Here is a 20,578-nt window from a genome sequence, read left to right on the forward strand (position 1 = left end):
GATCTCCCCCTGTGAGAGTAGGACGTCGCCAGGCAATAGAGAGAAAAGCAGCTCATTTGATGGGCTGCTTTTTTTGTGGTGTTTTTTCGTTGGCGGGGAAGAAAGATATGAGAATATGCAGGTTGCAAGGGTGAGGCGTTTGCAATACCAAGGTTAGAGAACAGGAGGTACTTCTCTTCTAGGTGAGGGTCGAAAAGGTCTTTTAAATCATTAATGACCTGTGGGAGTATATGATCAGCGAAATGGAAGGAACAAAAACGTTTGTCCGGAGATAAGGCTATGGGGGAGTCGCGCTTATTTGCGACTTTTTTTGATTCCGAGTGAAGGGGGCCTGATATTTGCGGATAGGTTACTTTTATTAGTGATATTTTCCCATATTCTGTATCTACTTGAGCACCTGACACCATTCGACATTCTTCACAACACCTTTTGGCCCTTTTGAACATTTAAGGACCCATCGTCCTCTTCCAGGAGCGAAAATACCTGCGGAATTCAACCAGTTACTTGCGATATTTTTCATTCTATTTGCGAGAATCGACTTTTAATTTGCGAAATGGATCACTGGCCATTTTTCTATTTGTGTTCCCTTTCCTTTATTTGCGAATGGCTCTATCTACTAGTGAACTGTGAATCATATTTTTAAATTTGTAATGAGTGAAAATATCTCTCTTCAATCCCCAAAAACCTCCAGAACTTGACGCTTTGTCTGTGTACAAACCCAACGGGATCTGCTAGACAGAAGAGCGTTTTCTCATACCCTGCCATACACAAAACCTAGTAGAGTCACCGACCCGTAAAAACCAATACCAAGCCACCGACTTACCTACAATAAAACCTCGGAAACATCCAAAAAATCCCACAACTTGACGTTCTGTCTCTGTACCTCTCATGAAAAATATGCTAGTGGTTCATTTAAACTTAATCAGTATTTACTTCCAGGAACCTCCAGAACTTGACGCTTTGTCTGTGTACAAACTCAGCGGGATCTGCTAAACAGAAGAGTGTTTTCTCATACTCCTGCCATACCCAAAACCCAGAGAGTCATCGGCCCCGAAAAAACCAATAGCCCAGCCCCCAAATACCGACAAAAAAACCTCCGAAACATCCAAAAAATCCCACAACCTGACGTTCTGTCTCTGTACCTCTCATGAAAAATATGCTAGTAGTTCATTATAAACTTAATCAGTATTTAATTCCAGTAAATCCCAGAACTTGACACTTTGTCCCTGTACAAACCCAATGGGATCTGCTAAAGCAATCTACCCTTCTCACAACTTCACCTCCACCTCAAACCATCTTCAAAATTGCCTTACGTCCCCTCAATGAGTATGATTAAATTACGTAAATGTGAAAAAGGAGAGATAGTATGATTTCTTCACTATATGATTTGACGGTAAAAAAATCCGATGGATCGGATGTTGCACTGGAGGACTATGAAGGCAAGGTGATGCTGATCGTGAATACGGCAAGTAAGTGTGGGTTCACGCCTCAGTTTAAGGAGCTGCAGGGTCTGTATGAGGAGTATAAAGAGCAGGGGCTGGTCGTCCTTGGGTTCCCTTGTGATCAGTTCATGAATCAGGAGTTTGATGATCAAGATGAGATACTGGAGTTCTGTCAGGTGAACTATGGGGTGTCATTCCCGATGTTCGCGAAGGTGGATGTGAAGGGGAAGGATGCGCATCCCCTATTCAAGTATTTGACGAAGGAGAAGAAGGGGCTTCTTTTATCCGATATCAAATGGAATTTCACAAAGTTCCTTATTTCAAAAGATGGAGAAGTGTATGATCGTTATTCGCCTCAGACCAATCCACGGAAAATCGAAGATGATATTGTGAAATTGCTTCAGCAATAGGTGTAAGCAGGAGAGGTTCATTCCCCCTCCTGCTTCATCTTGTTTTCAAGGAGCTCCCCTAATAGGGAAGGGCCCTTTTCGGTTGTGAGGGTGATGAAGGCGAGGATGAACGGGTAGTCCTCTGTAGTCCGGTTTTTCAATAGTTCCATCCACCACTCGGTTTCGTAGCGGGCAATCATGCTGAGATTGTAAAGGATGGCATAGTGAATGAGAACCTCCGGCAGGGAGCTTGCTTCGTTTTTGATTGCAGGCAGGGCGAGCTTCCCTTCCTGACGGTTCCACCTGAACGGAAGGGCTTCGTTCCTCAGGGTAGTGGAAAGGGTGTCCTGCCCTTCCCAGTGGATCCCTTCGGGTAAGGATGAGTGATGCTGGCGGAAGGAGTCGGGTGTCCAGTGGAAGTGGTTCAGCAGATTCTCTTCAATGGACAACCTTCCTTCCGTAAAAGGGAACATGGTGGTCTTCTTCATGAGGACTGAAAAGGAATCGGCCATCTCAGGGATCTGATCCAAGAGGTCTTCCATTTTGTATTTTTCCCCTTCCAGATGCTTAAGGTCGAAGTGGAGGGAGGAGAAGTGGGTAAAGAGGCCGTTCTTCTGGATCTTCACCTCATCATGAAGGAATCGGTACTGCTGTTTCTTCCTTTTCCGGGAGGTGATCCCGTGGGCGAGGACGGTGGTGGTCTCAGGATAGTTCGGATCCGTGGTGAGCACGACCGCCTTGATGAAATGGATGAAGCCGTAAAAAAGAAGGATGGGCTTGATCGATAGCGGCGAATCTTCTGCCTGTTTATAATAGATCTCCCCTTGTTCGAGATAATACATGAAGGGGTAGCAATTATCATAGCTTTTGACATCGGATCCGGGCATGGAACGATAACATCGTCTCAGGAATTTCTGGGTATAGGAAGCCGATTGGAAATAGTGGAGGAAGTCCCTCCAGTGCCTGATATCATGCAAATGTACAACCCCCTATTAATCTGAATAGTTAAACTAATCCTATAGTTCTTGACAGTATTTTGCCCAATTGATAACCTACTAATAATATTTTCGGATAGGGAGGCCAAAATTATGTGGGAATCTAAATTTGCTAAAGAAGGTTTAACGTTTGATGATGTGCTATTGACACCGGCTCGTTCAGAGGTGTTGCCGAAAGATGTGAACATTTCCGTTGCACTTACGGATACAGTGAAACTGAACGTCCCGATCATCAGTGCCGGTATGGATACGGTCACAGAAGCAGAGATGGCCATCGCCATGGCGCGTCAAGGCGGCCTTGGTGTCATCCACAAGAACATGAGCATCGAACAGCAGGCTGAGCAAGTCGATAAGGTAAAACGTTCTGAGAGTGGAGTCATCACCGATCCGTTCTTCCTGACTCCAGACAATCAAGTCTTCGCAGCCGAACACTTGATGGGCAAATATAGAATTTCCGGTGTTCCGATCGTCAACAACGCAGAGGAACAAAAACTGGTTGGGATCCTGACCAACCGCGACCTCCGTTTCATTCAGGATTATTCGATTCTCATCTCTGATGTCATGACGAAAGAAGATCTCGTGACAGCTCCTGTAGGCACGACGCTTGAAGAAGCCGAAAAAATCCTTCAGCAACACAAGATTGAAAAGCTCCCACTCATCGATGGAGAAGGTACGTTGAAAGGCCTTATCACCATCAAAGATATCGAGAAAGTCATTGAATTCCCGAACTCAGCGAAAGACCAACAAGGACGCCTTCTCGTTGGGGCAGCCGTAGGGATCTCGAAAGACACCATGGTACGCGTCGAGCACCTCGTGAAAGCCGCAGTCGATATCATCGTCATCGATACAGCTCACGGTCACTCTGCAGGTGTCCTTTCCATCGTAAGCGATATCCGCAATGCCTATCCGACATTGAATATCGTGGCAGGGAACGTAGCTACAGCTGAAGGAACAAGAGATCTCATCGAAGCCGGAGCCGATGTGGTGAAGGTGGGAATTGGACCAGGTTCCATCTGTACGACCCGTGTCGTAGCAGGTGTCGGTGTTCCACAGATCACAGCCATTTATGACTGTGCGACGGAAGCACGCAAGCACGGTAAAGCCATCATCGCCGATGGTGGGATCAAGTACTCAGGAGACGTTGTCAAAGCATTGGCATCCGGTGGACATGCTGTCATGCTCGGAAGCCTCCTTGCAGGAACGACAGAAAGCCCTGGGGAAACTGAAATCTTCCAAGGCCGTCGCTTCAAAGTATACAGAGGTATGGGTTCTGTCAGCTCCATGGAAAAAGGGTCTAAAGACCGTTACTTCCAAGAGGAAGCGAAGAAATTTGTTCCAGAAGGCATCGAAGGCCGTCTTCCTTACAAAGGCCCTCTTGCCGATACATTGTATCAACTGATCGGTGGTCTCCGTTCAGGAATGGGCTACTGCGGTACGAAGGATCTCCACGATCTCCGCGAGCATGCACAGTTCACACGCATGACCGGCGCAGGTCTTCGTGAGAGCCATCCGCATGATGTCCAAATCACGAAAGAAGCACCTAACTATTCATTATCTTAATATAATTTATTCTGCCGGATAGACCGACGGAATTCGCATCATATTGAAAAAGCTGGCTATCTTAGCCAGCTTTTTTTATTATTGGAAATAATATGTATCCAAGGGCTTGCATCCCCCGACCTAACTGAAAACTAGTAATATTCTCTATCTATTCGAACCATTTGAACTATGTTAAAATAACGAAGGTGTACATAAAATCTTGGAGGGCTAATAGTGAAAAGAAGTTGGATTCAAAAATCTGTTGTTTGTATGATGGTATTAATGTTGGCGATGGGCCTTGTCCAAAAGCCTGCCAGTGCAGCCCAGGACGATCTGGATGTTAAAGCGAAGGCGGCAATCCTGGTAGAAGCGAGTACGGGCAAAATTCTCTATGAAAAGAACGCAGACAATGCACAAGGCATTGCGAGTATGACAAAAATGATGACAGAATATCTGTTGCTAGAAGCTATTCAAGACGGAAAAGTAAAATGGGATCAAACATACGAAGTGCCAATGAACATTTCAAAAATGTCCCACAACACGGGGCTTAGCAATGTTTCCCTCGAAGTGGGCAGAAGCTACACGGTGAAAGAACTCTATGAAGCCATGGCAATTTATTCAGCCAATGCGGCTACCATGGGGATTGCAGAAACCATTGCAGGATCTGAAGCGAAATTCGTCGAAATGATGAATGCAAAAGCCAAAGAATTGGGCTTAGAACATTATAAATTTGTAAACTCTACAGGTCTCAATAATGCAGACCTATCTCAATATTTCGATTCAGTTGTCGGAGAGCCGGATGAAGAAAATGTCATGTCGGCAAAAGATATGGCCACACTCGCATTTCGTCTTTTGAAAGACCACCCGGAAATTCTAGAAACATCGAGCATTCCGAAAAAAGTGTTCGATAAAGGTGGAGATCCTACGAATATGTCTAACTGGAACTGGATGCTTCCGGGACTTATTCGTGAGTACGAAGGAATGGACGGGCTGAAGACCGGTACAACGGATTTCGCAGGTGCCAACTTCACAGGAACGGCTGAACGCGACGGCATCCGATTCATCTCGGTTGTAATGGATGTGAACGTGCCGGCCGGTGAAAATTCCTATGATGCACGCTTCAATGAAACACGTAAATTGCTTGATTATGCCTTCAACAATTACACATTGGAAGAAGTCTACCCTGCCAATTACGAAATCAAAGGGCATAAGACGATGCCAGTTGTAAAAGGGAAAGAAAAGAGTGTCAAGATCCACACGAAAGACCCGCTTCAAATGGTATTGAAGACGGATGCAGATAAGAAATTCAAGCCTCAATTCGAGGTGGATAAGAAAAAATTGAATGAAGACGGTAAACTGCAAGCCCCTGTTAAAAAGGGAGAAACCATCGGCTATGTCACAGTGAAATCTGATGACGGTCTCGGGTATCTCACGGATAAGGGCGGCAGTTCAAAAGCAGCTGTTGTAACGGCAGATGGCGTAGAAAAAGCGAACTGGTTCATCCTCTCCATGAGGGCGGTTGGTGGCTTCTTTAGCGATATCTGGGGCTCTGTGACTTCTACGGTCAAGGGCTGGTTCTGATTTTTGCTAGGATAAACATCAGGTTTTCACGGAAGCCTGATGTTTTTTTTATAAAAATTGGCAGGTGACCTTGGGCCGATATGCCCGCTGGCTACCTTGACAGAAGTGTGAATTTATTGTTTATTAAGCAGTAGAGCAACAATATTCAATCCGATGGGTATAGTCCGATTTCTTCATTTCATGCGGGACATCCCTGGAAAACACAAGGGGGCTACATACATGAGAACTGGTACAGATCGAGTTAAACGAGGAATGGCAGAAATGCAAAAAGGCGGCGTCATCATGGACGTTGTCAATGCAGAACAAGCGAAGATTGCAGAAGAGGCTGGAGCCGTTGCCGTCATGGCGCTGGAGCGAGTGCCTGCAGATATCCGTGCAGCCGGCGGAGTTGCCCGTATGGCTGACCCGCGCATCGTGGAAGAAGTCATGGGAGCCGTTTCAATCCCAGTCATGGCAAAAGCGCGTATCGGTCACATCGTAGAAGCGAAAGTACTGGAATCAATGGGTGTTGACTACATCGATGAGAGTGAAGTACTGACTCCGGCTGATGAAGAGTACCATTTGAATAAGCGTGACTACACGGTTCCATTCGTATGTGGGTGCCGAGATCTTGGTGAAGCAGCACGACGCATCGGCGAAGGCGCGTCCATGCTTCGTACAAAGGGTGAGCCGGGAACAGGCAACATCGTTGAAGCCGTCCGCCATATCCGTAAAGTGAATGCGCAGGTACGCAAGCTTGTCTCCATGAATGAAGATGAAATCATGACGGAAGCCAAACTTCTTGGCGCACCGTTCGAACTACTTCTTGAAATCAAAGAAAACGGCCGTCTTCCGGTCGTAAACTTCGCAGCAGGCGGAGTGGCAACCCCAGCTGATGCTGCCCTTATGATGGAACTTGGAGCAGATGGAGTATTCGTTGGGTCAGGGATCTTCAAGTCCGAGAACCCTGAGAAATTCGCGAAAGCCATCGTGGAAGCGACGACTCACTACCAGGACTACAAGCTGATTGCCGATCTTTCAAAAGAGCTTGGAGTGGCCATGAAAGGCGTCGAAATTGCATCGATCCTTCCAGAAAATCGCATGCAGGACCGCGGGTGGTAATCAGCCATGACAAAGATAGGTGTACTCGGCCTTCAGGGGGCAGTGAGGGAACACATCCGATCGATTGAAGCATCGGGTGCTGAGGCCCTGGTCATCAAAAGAGTAGAGCAGCTTGAGGAAGTGGACGGGCTCATCATGCCTGGAGGAGAAAGCACGACGATGAGGAGACTCATCGACCGCTACGGCTTCATGGAGCCGTTGAGGGAATTTGCTTCTGCCGGGAAGCCGATATTCGGAACCTGTGCGGGCCTGATCCTGCTGGCGAAGAAGCTTGTCGGATACGATGCGCCTCATCTTGGCGTCATGGATGTCACGGTGGAGCGCAATTCCTTCGGTCGTCAAAAGGAAAGCTTCGAAGCCGACCTGACGATCAGCCATGTGGGGGATGCGTTCAATGCGGTATTCATCAGGGCCCCACACATCGTCGAGGCTGGGGAAGAGGTGGAGATCCTGGCAGAGCATGATGGACGGATCGTCCTTGCCCGACACGGTCAGTTCCTGGGATGTTCATTTCACCCTGAACTGACCGATGATCATCGTCTCACACACTATTTCGTGAAGATGGTGGAAGAGAGTCTTGAGAAGTCGTTGGCATAATCCACTTGCAAATCGGAAATCATTGTAGTAGATTATGTTATAACCAATACACATTTAAATCGATGACAGGAGCTAGTAGTAAGGGAAGCTTGATCAAGAGAGTCGGTGGCTGGTGCGAACCGATACAAGGCCTTTATGAATCCATCCTCGAGTGAAGTACTGAATGAAGTAAGTATTTTCGGTGATTCCGTTACCATCTCTAAGAGGAAGGCAGTCATCTGTCTTCAATTAGGGTGGCAACGCGGAAACCTCCGTCCCTTTTACCAGGGATGGGGGTTTTTTATCGTTTTTGGACGTGTCATTTTAAAGGAGGAAGAGCTATGTTGGACATTAAGTATTTGAGAAACAATCTGGAAGATGTGAAAGCACGTCTTCAACACAGGGGAGAAGACCTTGAAGACTTCGGTAAATTCGAAGAGCTTGATAAGCGCAGAAGGGAACTCCTTGTTGAAACGGAAGACCTGAAGAGCAAGCGGAACGACGTTTCCCAACAAATTGCGAAATTGAAAAAAGAAAAGCAGGATGCACAGGATCTCATCGTGGAAATGCGTGAAGTCGGTGCACAGGTCAAGACGCTGGATGATGAATTAAGAGGTGTGGAGGAAGAACTCGACCGCATCCTTATGGCGATCCCGAATATCCCTCATGAATCTGTGCCGGTGGGTGAAACGGAAGATGACAACGTAGAAGCGCGAACGTGGGGCGAGATCAGAGAGTTCGATTTTGAAGCGAAGCCTCACTGGGATGTCGCAACAGGGCTTGATATCCTCGACTTTGAACGAGCTGCCAAAGTAACCGGAAGCCGCTTTGTTTTCTATAAAGGGATGGGTGCACGCCTCGAACGTGCGTTGATCAACTTCATGATGGACCTTCACATGGATGAGCATGGCTACACAGAAATGCTTCCACCATACCTCGTGAACCGTGCGAGCATGACGGGTACCGGTCAGCTTCCGAAATTCGAAGAGGATGCATTCCGCATCGAAAGCGAAGATTACTTCCTCGTACCGACGGCTGAAGTTCCAGTGACGAACTATCACCGTGATGAAATCATAAAAGGAGACGATCTTCCACTGAGCTATGTGGCATACAGCGCCAACTTCCGTTCTGAAGCAGGTTCTGCCGGACGCGATACGCGCGGTCTCATTCGTCAGCATCAGTTCAACAAAGTCGAGCTTGTCCGTTTCGTCAAGCCGGAGGATTCTTATGATGAACTCGAAAAACTGACAGGTCATGCAGAAAAAGTGCTTCAGCTCCTCGGTCTTCCATACCGCGTCCTCTCTATGTGTACAGCGGACTTGGGCTTCACGGCAGCGAAGAAATACGATCTTGAAGTATGGATCCCAAGCTACGGCACGTACCGTGAAATCTCTTCTTGCAGTAACTTTGAAGGATTCCAGGCACGCCGTGCAAACATCCGCTTCAGAAGGGAACCGAATGCGAAACCTGAACATCTCCACACGCTGAACGGTTCTGGACTTGCCATCGGACGTACAGTGGCGGCAATCCTTGAGAACTATCAGCAGGAGGATGGTACGGTCATCGTTCCTGAAGTACTTCGTCCATATATGCGTGGGCTGGAAGTCATCAAAGGATAAGGGCAAAAAGGTGCTACGGCTGCGAACGAGGCAGCCACGGCACCTTTTTTTAAAAAAATGAAAGATGTTCTTGACTCCAAATTTTCAGCGTGGTATTATAATTCTTGTCGATACGGAGGAATACCCAAGTCCGGCTGAAGGGATCGGTCTTGAAAACCGACAGGGGTGTCAAAGCCCGCGGGGGTTCGAATCCCCCTTCCTCCTCCNCCATTGATTTTATTATTAACCAATGCGCATAAACATTGGAGATAGAGACTGCTGCTTCTTATGAAGCAGCAGTCTTTTTTTGGGTTATTTGAGGTTTTCGATGTCTTCTCTCAGCTCTGGATTGTACTTGCTTTCCAGTATGCCATTCTCTGCAATATGCCGCTTCGCTTCCTCATCCCCAAGCTCGAAGATTTTCCCGAAGATCTGTCTCATGGATTCGTCATAGAGCTCATTCTCAGGTGAATTATAATCCTTTCGGAGTGGGAACTGTGCCTGTTTCATGGTGGACCTTGCATCCGCCTCGTTTTGCTCAAACATGAGCTTCAGTTCTTCCACTTCCCCTTGAGTGGCAAGGATCCGGAAGCTCGGGCTGTGATTCTGCACGGCTTCAGGGGTCACGTCCCCGCTATTGATATCTACATAATACGTCATTTTTTCCTCCATCTTCATCCTCCTCTGATGTGTATCCTTTAGTCATGTATACCTCAGTACGGATGAACGTAAACGATTTCTTTTCCATTATTTGAAACCTCCAGAAGGTAGAATCGTATGGATTAGTAAGAAAGGCGTGATGGATATGGGCGGGAATCGACCGAAACTTTCGATAGCGAAGACAACCAGGGAGAAGCTGTGGGATTTGGTAGGGGCAGGCAGTTATGCAGGGATGATCGGTTTGCTTGTCATGACCTGGACGTCGCTTCCTGATAAGGTGCCGGCTCATTATAATCTGACGGAAATCACAAGGTGGGGATCGAAGTATGAGCTGCTCATCCTCCCGGCGATCGGATTCGTACTGGGACTATCCATGCATCTGTTGGAGAAGTTTCCTGAGGTCCATAATTACCCGGATAGGCTGAATGAATCCAATGCAAGGGCATTTTACCTGAATAGCCGGCAGATGCTGAATGTGATGAAGAATACTTGTGTACTGGTATTTGCCCTGTTGGCATTCGAGACGGTTGCGATTGCCATGGGCTGGGTAAAGGGGATGTTCGAATGGTTCCTGCCCGTCGTATTGATCGGGATGATGGTCCCGATTGTGGAAGCCTTACTGAAGCGGAGGAAGATCACATGAAAAAAGCCGGTCATATGACCGGCTTCAGATTATCCGTTGACGATGGTGCGTTCTGCCAACAGCTTGATGGCGTGCATCTGTCCGAGATGCTGACTTTCATGGCTGAGGGAGAGGTGGGCAAGTTCGCCGAATGTCTTGAGACCGTGGAACGGCTGTTCAAGGGGCTGGGCGAGGTGCTCGTCCGATAGTTCATTGATGCGTACGAGCTGGTCTTGCAGCTGAGAAGCAAGTTCCTCGATTGAAGGAACATCGCCGCTCCAGTCTGCCGGCTTCGAGCCGTAGCCGAATAATTCGCCATAGTTTGAAGGAAGTGTGTTTCCTAGGCTTTCAAATCCGAACATGAACTGTTCAGTGACAGTAAGGACATGTCCGATATGCCAGTGGATCGTATTGTTCAATCCTTCCGGCTGCACGTCGATGACGTCTGCCTTCAGGTCTTTGATTTCATTCAGGAGCTGGGCTCTTGTCAGCTGGAACTGACTGTATAGGGATTGATTCATGATGATTTCTCCTTTCGTCTATCGTGTCTACTGTAACAGAAAATGTTGTGATCAGTAACTGATACGCTTTGAACAACAAAACCGCCTGGAAAGCTCCAGGCGGTTTTCGTAAGCCATCTCAGTTCTTCAACATCCGTGTCTGTTCGATGAAGTAAGCGATGCGCTCGATGATCGGTTCAATGGAACCAGCATCCTTCACAAGATCATATTCCCTGATATCAAGGCGCAGGACAGGGCATGCGTTGAAGTTGTTGATCCAGTTTTCATAGCGTTCGTGCATCTCTTCCCAGTACTCGATCGGCGTTTCCTGCTCCATCGGACGGCCTCGCTCGCGGATCCGGTCGATGATATGATCAAGGGATCCCTCCAGGTAGATGAGAAGATCAGGATGCGGGAAGTAAGGGGTCATGACCATGGCGTTGAAGAGACTGGTGTACGTTTCATAGTCGGTATCGCTCATCGTGCCTTTCTCATGGTGCATTTTCGCGAAAATGCCCGTGTCTTCATAGATAGAGCGGTCCTGGATGAAGCCACCCCCATATTCAAAGATCCTCTTTTGCTCCTTGAAGCGTTCGGCGAGGAAGTACACTTGAAGGTGGAAGCTCCAGCTCTTGAAATCTTTATAGAACTTGTCCAGATAAGGGTTCGTATCGACTTTTTCAAATGACGTCCTGAATCCCAATGCTTCTGCAAGTCCGTTGGTCATCGTGGATTTTCCGACCCCGACGGTTCCTGCGATGGTGATGACTGCATTGTTCGGTATGCCATATTTAGTTCGAAGATTCATGGTGGTGGACTCCTTCTTTAAGTGTCGTCTCAAGCTGCTTCAGGATAAGCTCCAAGTCATCCTGCCGCTGAACGAAATCGATCTCGTCTCCGTTAAAGCGAAGGACAGGGATATCGGGATGCTTTTCCTCGAATGCTTCCATATATTCATCATAATCCAGTGAGAGCTGTTTCAAATAGAGCGGGCTGATCTTCTTCTCGAAGTCCCGTCCGCGTTTTTCGATCCTGCTGAGGAGCGTATCGAGACCGGCGTTCAAGTAAATGATCACATTGGGTCTCGGCATATCCGCCGTCAGGATGTCATAGATCTTCAAGTATTTATCAAATTGCTGCGCGTCCTTCAATGTACGCTTCGCAAACACAATATTCTTCAGGATATGGTAATCGGCCACCACGGATTTCTCCTGTGACAGGTAATGCTTTTCGATATCTTCAAGCTGTTTATATCGATTGCATAAGAAAAACATCTCCGTTTGAAAGCTCCATTCCTCGATATCATCATAAAACTTGTCCAGGAATGGGTTTTCGTCGACGATTTCGCGGAGCAGATGGAATTGAAAATGCTCGGATATCGCCTTGGCAAGAGAGGTCTTTCCTACACCAATCGGACCTTCGACGGTTATGAACGGAATCGGCCCCATTACGTGTGTCCTCCTCAAAATATGACGGTATTTTTCGACAGGATTTATTGTATCATAATCGCCTGAAAGAGTGTTCAGCATATTTTGCATAAACTTTTCCAGAAAAAAACGGATGCCCCCCGGGCACCCGTCCTTATCGCTTGGTGATGTCGAACCGATCGTAGAGAAGGAGCCAATTTTGCGGGAATGAAAGACCCAGCTTCCAGTAGCTCATTCCCCGGAGCTTCAATTCCTTCAGCAGATCGAATTTCGCATTGATGCTCCTGGCATCTTCAAACCAGACTTCATGATCGGTGCCATCGGTTGCTTTATATTTAAAGAAAGGGGCCTGGGCTTTTTCGTCATATTGGATCCGGACGTTGTTCTGTGAGGCAAGCTGGATCGCCTGCTGTGGACTGAGTGCTTTGGCTGTGGTTCCCGGCTTGAACGGTAGGGTCCAATCATACCCGTACAGATTCTGCCCCATGAGGATTTTGCTTGAAGGCATCTCTGACACGGCATATTCAAGCACATCCCTTACCGGACCGATGGGTGATACCGCCATGGCCGGACCGCCGCTGTAGCCCCACTCATACGTCATGATGACGACGAAATCAACGATCTCCCCCTGGGTTTTATAATCATGGGCTTCGTACCATTTCCCTTTCTGGTCGGCGCTCGTCTTCGGGGCGAGGGCTGTGGAGAGAAGCCAGCCTTCCTGGTTGAAACGGGCCTTTGCTTTCCGGAGGAACTGGTTATAGGCATCCCGGTCCTGGGGACGAAGGTATTCAAAGTCGAAATGGATATCCCGGAATCCATATTTCTTGGCGGTCTTGACGACGTTATCCAGGAAGGTGTTCTGGATGGCCTGGTCGTTCAGGAGGATGCGTCCGAGCTCATCACTGAAGGCACCTTCTTCCTGGTTGGTGATGGCCATCATCATCACGTTGTTATTATTCTTGCCGGTCTGGATCAGATTCCCGAGGGGAGGCTCCTTCAGCGTGCCGTCCCTTTGGGCCTGAAAGCTGAACGGTGCAAGATAGGTCAGGTAAGGAGCAGCCTCCTTTGCGCTTTCCTCCAGGTTCGGTGCGACTTCTTTTCCGTAGGGCTCTACATACGCATTGAACTCTCCTTTGGTTTTCGGACGGGGTGGGATATAGAGACGGTATCCGACCTGTAGCTGCTGATTCGGGGTGATGCCGTTCGCTTTGGCAATCTCCTGATAGGAAATGCCGGTTTTCTGAGAGACCAGCCATAAGCTGTCCCCGGGTTGTATATAATAGAAACTCCCGATGATCGGGATGACCAGAGCCTGGCCGACGACGAGATTATTCGGGTTCGGCAGCTCATTGGCCTCCACGATATCTTTAACTGTTGTACCGTAAGCCTGGGCGATGCCAGACAGGGATTGATTCGGCTGTACAACATGGATCTGCATGTTTTCCCCTCCCATTTGTGTATCCGCTATAGGGATTCTATGAGAGGAGGAAGGGAGTTATGATGAGGCAAAGAGATTTTCTGTCGGGGCAACGGTGGCTTTCAGGACATTTTCCATCATGGTGAGGGCATAGCGATTATCTTCTCCGCTCACCGAGGCGATGGCATCCGATGGGACGATCAGCTTGAACTCCCTCATATAGGCGTCATTTGCCGTGAACAGGACACAGATGTTGCCTGCAATGCCGGTAAGGATCAGCGTTTTGACCGAAAGCTGATGGAGCAAGGTATTCAGGGCGGTCCCGTAGAAGGCGGAATGCTTCGGTTTAATGAGGAAATAATCATCGTCCCCCGGTTTCAGGGGCGTCATGATGGCATCGCTTCTATCGTTATGGCATGTTTGATAGATCTTATGGTAATCGGCCTTCCACAGCTTATAGTGGTCATTGATGTAGATGACCGGGATTCCATTCCCCCTGCAGTGATCACGAATCTTCAATAGAGGCGGAACGATGGTGCGCGTGTGGTCGGCAAGGGTCTCACCATATGTGAAATCGAAGGGATTCAGCACGTCGATGATCAGGAGGGCGGTGTCATTCGTATTCATTTCATCATCACCTTTCTTCTTATAGTCTGTATGAACCGAAGGATTTTATGAGCAGTGCCGGACATCCCCTTTTCATACACCATTCATTTTTAGTACAATGAAGCCATTACGTGAGGAGCAAATGATAATGACAAGAGATGAACAATTTATGATAGAAGCCCTCAAAGAGGCGGAAAAAGCGGCTGCCATCCGAGAGGTGCCCATCGGTGCGGTGGTGGTCCTTGGAGACGAAATCATCGGGAGGGGGCATAATCTGCGGGAGACGACCCAGAACGCCGTCACACATGCCGAAATGCTTGCCATCCAGGAAGCGTGTGAGCGTATGGGGACGTGGAGACTGGAAGGGGCCGAGCTGTATGTGACCTTGGAGCCTTGTCCCATGTGTTCGGGAGCCATCATCCTCTCCAGGGTGGAAAAGGTGATCTATGGAGCGAAGGATCCGAAGGCGGGCTGTGCCGGAACCCTCATGAACCTGCTTGATGATGAACGGTTCAATCATCAATGCGTGGTGGTGCCGGGTGTGATGGAACAGGAGTGCGGAGGGATGCTTTCTTCTTTCTTCAAGGATTTAAGGGCAAGGAAGAAAGCGGAGAAGAAATTCAAATAATTTACATCACCCATCCGTTGCTTTTTACCGTGAATGCTAGTATACTTAATCTTGCGTCGCTCTTTTGCGATGCAACTGAATAGTGGTATCAATTTTGCCGTGCTAGGTGGGAAGGTAGCGGTGTCCTGTACTCGCAATCCGCTCTAGCGAGACTGAATTCCTTTCTGAGGCTTGCACTCTGTAGGGTCTGCCTTAAGCAAGTGGTGTCGACGTCTGGGTCCTGCGCAATGGAAATCCATGAACCATGTCAGGTCCGGAAGGAAGCAGCATTAAGTGGAAGCTTCCATGTGCCGCGGGGCTGCCTGGGCTGAGCTAACTGCTTAAGTAACGCCTATGGATGCTTGTCGACGAAAGGTGCACGGCAGTTATTTACATATACAACAACTCATCCCGGAACGGATGGGTTTTTTGTTTATAAAGGCCCTGAAGGTTTTTGGTCCGGGATTCCTTTGTAAAACCATTTCAAACTCGTTATAATAGACAGGATAGAACATACATAAGAGGGGGGAGTATCTTGGCATATCAAGCATTATATCGTGTGTGGCGACCGCAATCGTTCATCGATGTCGTCGGGCAGCAGCATGTGACGAAAACGTTGCAGAATGCCCTCCTTCAACAGAAGATCTCCCATGCCTACCTCTTCTCCGGACCGCGTGGAACAGGAAAGACGAGTGCTGCCAAGATCCTGGCAAAAGCCGTCAACTGTGAACGTTCTCCCGTAGCGGAGCCTTGCAATGAATGCGATGCCTGCAAAGGGATCACCGATGGATCCATCCCCGATGTGATCGAAATCGATGCCGCGTCCAATAATGGCGTGGAAGAAATCAGGGATATCCGCGACAAGGTGAAGTATTCACCAAACGTCGTCGACTATAAAGTTTACATCATCGATGAAGTCCACATGTTGTCGATCGGTGCCTTCAACGCCCTGTTGAAGACGCTGGAGGAACCACCGAAGCATGTCATCTTCATCCTTGCCACCACAGAGCCCCATAAAATCCCGCTTACGATCATCTCGAGATGTCAGCGCTTCGACTTCAGAAGGATCACGGCAAAGGATATCGTGGGCAGGATGAGCCACATCGCCACGGAGTCCGGTGTCCAGTATGAAGAGAACGCCATGAACATCATCGCGCGCGCAGCGGAAGGCGGTATGCGTGATGCCCTGAGTCTCCTCGATCAGGCCATTTCCTTCAGCCAGGACCAGGTAACCGTTGATGACGCCCTCACAGTGACGGGTGCCGTCTCCCAGGATTACCTGAACCGCCTCGGCAGGGCCATCATGGAGAGGGATGTGGCGACGGCCCTCGGTGCCCTCGAGGAACTTCTTTTCCAAGGGAAGGATCCGGCCCGTTTCGCAGAAGACTTCATTCTGTACTTCCGGGACATGCTCCTTCACCAAACGGCCCCGAACCTTGAGGAATCACTCGAGCGTGTGATGCTCGACGATGAATTCAAGGAGCTCGCCGGGCAGATCGAGCCGCATCAGATCTATCAATATATCGACGTACTGAACCAAGCGGGGCAGGAGATGAAATTCACCAACCATGCCCGTATCTATCTTGAAGTCTCCATTGTGAAGCTCTGTCAGATGGATGCGCCTAAAGCATCGGGCTCTCCCGAAGTCGAAGAGATGATGAAGAAGATCGGCAAGTTGGAAAGAGAACTTGAACAGCTTAAACAAAACGGTGTGGCCATCCAAGGGGAAACAAATGCCCCTCAAGCAGCCAAGAAACCGGTCAGGGCCAAAAAAGGGTTCCGTGTTCCTGCAGGACAGATCCAGGAAGTGCTGAAGTCAGCCACGAAAGAAGACCTGAACAACATCAAGAGCCGGTGGGGGGATATGGTCGAAACCCTCAATCAGCGCCAGATGCGCTCACAATCCGCCCTTCTCAATGATGCGGAACCGGTGGCGGCAACAAGCGGCTCGTTTGTGTTAAAATTCAAGTATGATATCCACTGTCAGATGGCCATGGAGAACCATGCATTCACCTCTGCCATTTCTTCGATCCTTGAAGAACTGACGGGTAGCAGCTATGCGGCCATAGGGGTGCCGGAAGACCAGTGGACAGGTATCCGGGAAGATTTCATCCGTCACTCGAAATCGAGTGATCAGGAAGGTCCCGACAAAGAAGAAGACAGCCTGCTGACCGAAGCGGAAAAATTGGTCGGCCCCGATTTAATGGAAGTCAATGATTGATTCATTCAAAACATTTTATGGAGGTAATGAACATGCGTGGAATGGGTAATATGCAAAATATGATGAAGCAAATGCAAAAAATGCAAAAGAAGATGGCTGAAGCACAGGAAGAACTCGGCGAAAAGCAAATCGAAGGAACAGCAGGCGGCGGAATGGTCACTGTCATCGTTTCAGGACACAAACAGGTCCTTGACGTGAAGATCAATGAAGAAGTCGTAGATCCGGAAGATATCGATATGCTGCAAGATCTTGTTCTTGCTGCGACGAACGATGCCCTTAAAAAGGCAGAAGAATTAACGAACTCCACGATGGGTCAATTCACAAAAGGAATGAACCTGCCGGGCATGTTCTAGGAGGCTAACCGATGCACTATCCTGAGCCTATATCAAAGCTGATCGACAGCTTTATGAAATTGCCGGGGATCGGGCCGAAAACTGCGGCCCGTCTGGCTTTTTTTGTTCTTAGTATGAAAGAAGACACCGTACTCGATTTTGCGAAAGCACTCGTGAATGCGAAGCGGAACCTCAGCTACTGCTCCGTCTGCGGTCACATCACCGACCAGGATCCCTGCTATATCTGTGAAGATCAGCGGAGGGACAGAAGCATCCTATGTGTCGTCCAGGACCCGAAGGACGTCATCGCCATGGAGAAGATGAGGGAGTACAACGGCCTTTATCATGTGCTTCATGGAGCCATCTCCCCAATGGATGGGATTGGACCGGAAGATATCAATGTGCCGGACCTGATCAAACGTCTTCAAGACGATGTCATCCAGGAAGTCATCCTTGCCACGAACCCCAACATCGAAGGGGAAGCGACCGCCATGTACATTTCAAGGCTGGTCAAACCTTCAGGTATCCGCATTACCCGGATCGCACATGGACTTCCGGTCGGTGGAGACTTGGAGTATGCGGATGAAGTGACCTTATCCAAAGCCCTCGAGGGAAGAAGAGACGTCTAGAAGGAGTGGATTCCATTGTTTTTCAGAAAGAAGGGCAAGCTGAAAAAAGAGTATGACCAATCCTTATTGAACGTTCTGGATGAAATGAAGGATCAGTGGAACCGACAGCAGTCCATCGACGAAATGAGCGTCGACTACAGCCTTGGCGCCCAATGTCATACGAAAATCGCAGAAGCGAAATATTTTTTCCTGTTCAAGGAAGCGAAACATCGAAACATCGTCATAAAAAGGTAGACAACCTTCATATCCTTTCTATAACAGGACGATTCGTTCTTTAGAAAGGAGATAAGGTATGAGCCCTGTCATCGTCATTGCAGCCATCAGTGGATTGATCATCCTCTTGCTTGCCACGGGAGTTCCGATCAAGCCGCTGCGATTTGTGGGACAAGTCGCCATTAAAGTGATGATCGGCGCATTGTTTCTGTTTTTCTTGAATGCGTTCGGAAGTAAATACGGCATCCACGTCCCGATCAACCTCGCCACCTCTTCCATCTCAGGGATCCTTGGGATTCCGGGAGTCGTAGGGCTGACGGTCATTCAGATGTGGGTCTTATGAGAAAAGCCGCCTGCTCCAATCTGGAGCAGGCGGCTTTTTGATTATCCACCGAATGACGCAGGCATGACGACGGCAATCACTTCACCTTTGGCACAAAGCTCCTCGTCAGCGTATACTTCTGTTTCCACCCTGAATTTCTTAGGGTGGATCTCATGGACTGTACCCACCGCCTTTAGTGGAACGTCCTGAGGCGTCGGCTTCATGAAATCGACAGACAAAGAGGCCGTCACGAACCGTGGAGGAGTGCTTCCGTCCCCGATCGTCCCTCCGTTCTTCTGATGCAGGGTGATAGCGGCAGACCCCGTCCCATGGCAATCGATGAGGGAGGCGATCACCCCTCCATACACAAAACCGGGTATCGCCGTGTGTTTTCGTTCAGGCGTATACACCGTAACGGTTTTCTCTCCTTCCACCGTGGTCCGGAACTTATGGCCCTCTTCATTCAGGCGCCCGCATCCATAGCACCACGCAAAATCATCCGCATACTCATCCTGTATGGCAGGTTTCTGATTCTCCATCTTTTCCATCCCCTCTCTATCAACACACATTCGAGAAAGGAGGACGGTTCCCTGCTACTATTAAATAGTTTTAATATTCAGTCAAATAAAGGCGATTTATGATATACTGAGGAGGTCATGCTGCTCATGATAATAAATCGAAAGATGGTGATGAATTGAAAAAAAGAGAAGCTGTACCGGAATACGGCGGATCGCATACCACATCACTGGAGTGTCCAGAAGATCATCAAGACATGCTCAGGGTAAGCCGGGAGTTCAAGATGAAATACCGTGGTCTCCTCTATTACTATGGTAAAGACTTTGTCGCCTTCAAAAAAGAGAATCGGGATTCGCAGGGAAGAAACCTCTTCCTGGAGGTCATTGCTTCATATATGACCCTCCACCTCGAAGACGAATGTCCAGACTCTTGGAATGAGTGCCCCTATCCTTTCTGGGAAGAGCTCATCTTCACCTATCTCCCGAGTAAAACGAAAATCCTCCCGGAAAAGAACTTCACCCACTTATTCCTTCATGAACTCCACGCTTTCCTCACTTGGCTCGACGAGCGGGAACACACCGCCCTCTCACCCAAAGTCCTTCCTTTCATCAAAGAATCCCTCCCGATGCTGAGTCGCTATGAATCACTATTTGCCGACCTCTTTCTACGAAACTATCCAAAGATGCATCAGCCCGATTGGAACTACCGGGCAGATATGGCCATTGCCGATCAAAAGTGGAATCTCTACGCAGAACGTGCGCAGGGTCTGTTTCAAGTTCACTCTATTGAAAAGGAAGGAATCTTGTTCATCGACCTCCTGACGCGCTTTCCTTACTTCATCCGCAATGTGCCGGTCCACCGGATCGATGAGGGGATGGTCATTGCAGGGGCCATCGGAAGAAGAGAGAGTGGAATGGTGTGGGACCTTGTATTCCCTGATGGATTCTTCCCTAAAAGGGGGATCAAATACATCGGAGAAGACCTTGTATACTGATTGATGTCCCTGGTGCGGGTAAAGGTAAAATCATACCTGCGCCGGGGAAATGAAATCATTTAAATTTAAATTGAAATTAGTGTTGACGTAATAGGCTGATAGGTGATATTATATTCCTTGTCGCCAAAACGACATCGAAAAACAACTTAAGAAAAAGCTTGACTCACTGACTGATATCATGGTATATTTAAGAGGTGCTCAAGAGAGCTTAAGTAACATTTGAACCTTGAAAACTGAACAAAACAAGACAAACACGTCAACGTTAATTCTAGATTTATTTTTAAAAGAGCT

At 48.4% G+C, this 20,578-nt stretch carries 23 protein-coding genes, 1 tRNA gene, 1 other RNA gene and 1 other annotated feature; of the genes, 16 read left to right on the top strand and 9 right to left on the bottom strand.

Annotated features, from left to right (window positions below; translation table 11 throughout):
- On the bottom strand, positions 1 to 404 hold a 404-nt coding region (locus AF331_RS22875; protein WP_235576361.1), incomplete at its 3' end, for a hypothetical protein.
- A gap of 965 nt (positions 405 to 1,369) precedes the next feature.
- Between AF331_RS22875 and AF331_RS09015 the strand changes: the two genes are divergently transcribed.
- Positions 1,370 to 1,852 (top strand): glutathione peroxidase, encoded by a 483-nt coding sequence (locus AF331_RS09015; protein ID WP_053427862.1) that lies wholly within the window; start codon positions 1,370 to 1,372, stop codon positions 1,850 to 1,852.
- Positions 1,853 to 1,869: 17 nt separating this feature from the next.
- Here AF331_RS09015 and AF331_RS09020 read toward each other — a convergent pair whose 3' ends face one another.
- Entirely contained in the window at positions 1,870 to 2,808 is a 939-nt protein-coding gene (locus AF331_RS09020; protein ID WP_053427846.1) for a YaaC family protein, read from the bottom strand.
- Positions 2,809 to 2,919: 111 nt separating this feature from the next.
- On the opposite strand from AF331_RS09020, the gene guaB reads away from it, so the two are divergent.
- The 6 genes from guaB (at position 2,920) to AF331_RS09050 (ending at position 9,446) form a co-directional block, all read left to right on the top strand.
- A complete protein-coding gene (guaB, locus tag AF331_RS09025) occupies positions 2,920 to 4,386 on the top strand; it encodes an IMP dehydrogenase (RefSeq protein ID WP_053427847.1) in 1,467 nt (488 codons plus the stop codon).
- Between the two features lie 249 nt (positions 4,387 to 4,635).
- Complete coding sequence (locus AF331_RS09030) at positions 4,636 to 5,946, top strand: D-alanyl-D-alanine carboxypeptidase family protein (RefSeq protein ID WP_200908248.1); 1,311 nt, start codon at positions 4,636 to 4,638, stop codon at positions 5,944 to 5,946.
- A gap of 219 nt (positions 5,947 to 6,165) precedes the next feature.
- Positions 6,166 to 7,047 carry a pyridoxal 5'-phosphate synthase lyase subunit PdxS gene (gene pdxS / locus AF331_RS09035; RefSeq protein ID WP_048007483.1) on the top strand — a complete coding sequence of 294 codons (882 nt, stop codon included), beginning with the start codon at positions 6,166 to 6,168 and terminating at the stop codon, positions 7,045 to 7,047.
- 6 nt (positions 7,048 to 7,053) lie between these two features.
- On the top strand, positions 7,054 to 7,644 hold the full coding sequence (pdxT, locus tag AF331_RS09040) for a pyridoxal 5'-phosphate synthase glutaminase subunit PdxT (protein ID WP_053427849.1): 591 nt from the start codon (positions 7,054 to 7,056) through the stop codon (positions 7,642 to 7,644).
- 53 nt (positions 7,645 to 7,697) lie between these two features.
- Positions 7,698 to 7,906, top strand: a binding site (T-box leader).
- A 58-nt stretch (positions 7,907 to 7,964) separates the two neighbouring features.
- Positions 7,965 to 9,242, top strand: a complete 1,278-nt coding sequence (gene serS, locus AF331_RS09045; RefSeq protein WP_053427850.1) for a serine--tRNA ligase — start codon at positions 7,965 to 7,967, stop codon at positions 9,240 to 9,242.
- A 114-nt stretch (positions 9,243 to 9,356) separates the two neighbouring features.
- A tRNA-Ser gene (locus AF331_RS09050) sits at positions 9,357 to 9,446 on the top strand.
- An 87-nt stretch (positions 9,447 to 9,533) separates the two neighbouring features.
- Here the strand turns inward: AF331_RS09050 and AF331_RS09055 are convergent.
- Entirely contained in the window at positions 9,534 to 9,893 is a 360-nt protein-coding gene (locus tag AF331_RS09055) for a hypothetical protein (RefSeq protein WP_053427851.1), read from the bottom strand.
- Between the two features lie 133 nt (positions 9,894 to 10,026).
- Here AF331_RS09055 and AF331_RS09060 point away from each other — a divergent pair, with 133 nt between their 5' ends.
- Positions 10,027 to 10,524 (top strand): DUF1648 domain-containing protein, encoded by a 498-nt coding sequence (locus AF331_RS09060; protein ID WP_327205392.1) that lies wholly within the window; start codon positions 10,027 to 10,029, stop codon positions 10,522 to 10,524.
- Between the two features lie 29 nt (positions 10,525 to 10,553).
- Here the strand turns inward: AF331_RS09060 and AF331_RS09065 are convergent, their stop codons facing one another.
- The 5 genes from AF331_RS09065 to AF331_RS09085 form a co-directional block, all read right to left on the bottom strand.
- On the bottom strand, positions 10,554 to 11,024 hold the full coding sequence (locus tag AF331_RS09065) for a DinB family protein (RefSeq protein WP_053427853.1): 471 nt from the start codon (positions 11,022 to 11,024) through the stop codon (positions 10,554 to 10,556).
- A 118-nt stretch (positions 11,025 to 11,142) separates the two neighbouring features.
- The gene (locus AF331_RS09070; protein WP_053427854.1) at positions 11,143 to 11,811 is read right to left on the bottom strand and encodes a deoxynucleoside kinase; all 669 of its coding nucleotides are present in this window, start codon (positions 11,809 to 11,811) and stop codon (positions 11,143 to 11,145) included.
- Positions 11,795 to 12,451, bottom strand: coding sequence for a deoxynucleoside kinase (locus AF331_RS09075; RefSeq protein ID WP_048016328.1), 657 nt, complete (start codon positions 12,449 to 12,451; stop codon positions 11,795 to 11,797). The genes AF331_RS09070 and AF331_RS09075 overlap by 17 nt, the downstream gene beginning before the upstream one ends.
- Before the next feature lie 133 nt (positions 12,452 to 12,584).
- The gene (locus tag AF331_RS09080; protein WP_053427855.1) at positions 12,585 to 13,868 is read right to left on the bottom strand and encodes a glycosyl hydrolase family 18 protein; all 1,284 of its coding nucleotides are present in this window, start codon (positions 13,866 to 13,868) and stop codon (positions 12,585 to 12,587) included.
- Positions 13,869 to 13,925: 57 nt separating this feature from the next.
- On the bottom strand, positions 13,926 to 14,474 hold the full coding sequence (locus AF331_RS09085; protein WP_053427856.1) for a cysteine hydrolase family protein: 549 nt from the start codon (positions 14,472 to 14,474) through the stop codon (positions 13,926 to 13,928).
- 127 nt (positions 14,475 to 14,601) lie between these two features.
- Between AF331_RS09085 and tadA the strand changes: the two genes are divergently transcribed.
- The 7 genes from tadA (at position 14,602) to AF331_RS09115 (ending at position 18,798) form a co-directional block, all read left to right on the top strand.
- The gene (gene tadA / locus AF331_RS09090) at positions 14,602 to 15,081 is read left to right on the top strand and encodes a tRNA adenosine(34) deaminase TadA (protein WP_053427857.1); all 480 of its coding nucleotides are present in this window, start codon (positions 14,602 to 14,604) and stop codon (positions 15,079 to 15,081) included.
- A gap of 97 nt (positions 15,082 to 15,178) precedes the next feature.
- Positions 15,179 to 15,443, top strand: an RNA gene (gene ffs, locus AF331_RS21830) — signal recognition particle sRNA large type.
- A 152-nt stretch (positions 15,444 to 15,595) separates the two neighbouring features.
- Positions 15,596 to 17,281: a DNA polymerase III subunit gamma/tau gene (dnaX, locus tag AF331_RS09095; protein WP_053427858.1), complete on the top strand. Its 1,686-nt coding sequence runs from the start codon at positions 15,596 to 15,598 to the stop codon at positions 17,279 to 17,281.
- Between the two features lie 32 nt (positions 17,282 to 17,313).
- On the top strand, positions 17,314 to 17,634 hold the full coding sequence (locus AF331_RS09100) for a YbaB/EbfC family nucleoid-associated protein (RefSeq protein ID WP_048013172.1): 321 nt from the start codon (positions 17,314 to 17,316) through the stop codon (positions 17,632 to 17,634).
- An 11-nt stretch (positions 17,635 to 17,645) separates the two neighbouring features.
- Positions 17,646 to 18,242: a recombination mediator RecR gene (gene recR / locus AF331_RS09105; RefSeq protein WP_048013171.1), complete on the top strand. Its 597-nt coding sequence runs from the start codon at positions 17,646 to 17,648 to the stop codon at positions 18,240 to 18,242.
- A 15-nt stretch (positions 18,243 to 18,257) separates the two neighbouring features.
- Positions 18,258 to 18,476 carry a YaaL family protein gene (locus AF331_RS09110; RefSeq protein WP_053427859.1) on the top strand — a complete coding sequence of 73 codons (219 nt, stop codon included), beginning with the start codon at positions 18,258 to 18,260 and terminating at the stop codon, positions 18,474 to 18,476.
- A gap of 58 nt (positions 18,477 to 18,534) precedes the next feature.
- Complete coding sequence (locus AF331_RS09115) at positions 18,535 to 18,798, top strand: pro-sigmaK processing inhibitor BofA family protein (protein WP_048007497.1); 264 nt, start codon at positions 18,535 to 18,537, stop codon at positions 18,796 to 18,798.
- 41 nt (positions 18,799 to 18,839) lie between these two features.
- Here the strand turns inward: AF331_RS09115 and AF331_RS09120 are convergent, their stop codons facing one another.
- A complete protein-coding gene (locus AF331_RS09120; protein WP_412177714.1) occupies positions 18,840 to 19,316 on the bottom strand; it encodes a PaaI family thioesterase in 477 nt (158 codons plus the stop codon).
- Between the two features lie 155 nt (positions 19,317 to 19,471).
- Between AF331_RS09120 and AF331_RS09125 the strand changes: the two genes are divergently transcribed.
- Entirely contained in the window at positions 19,472 to 20,287 is an 816-nt protein-coding gene (locus tag AF331_RS09125) for a hypothetical protein (RefSeq protein ID WP_053427861.1), read from the top strand.
- Positions 20,288 to 20,578 lie beyond the last annotated feature (291 nt).

The organism is Rossellomorea marisflavi (assembly GCF_001274775.1).
Classification (GTDB): Bacteria; Bacillota; Bacilli; order Bacillales; family Bacillaceae_B; genus Rossellomorea; species Rossellomorea marisflavi.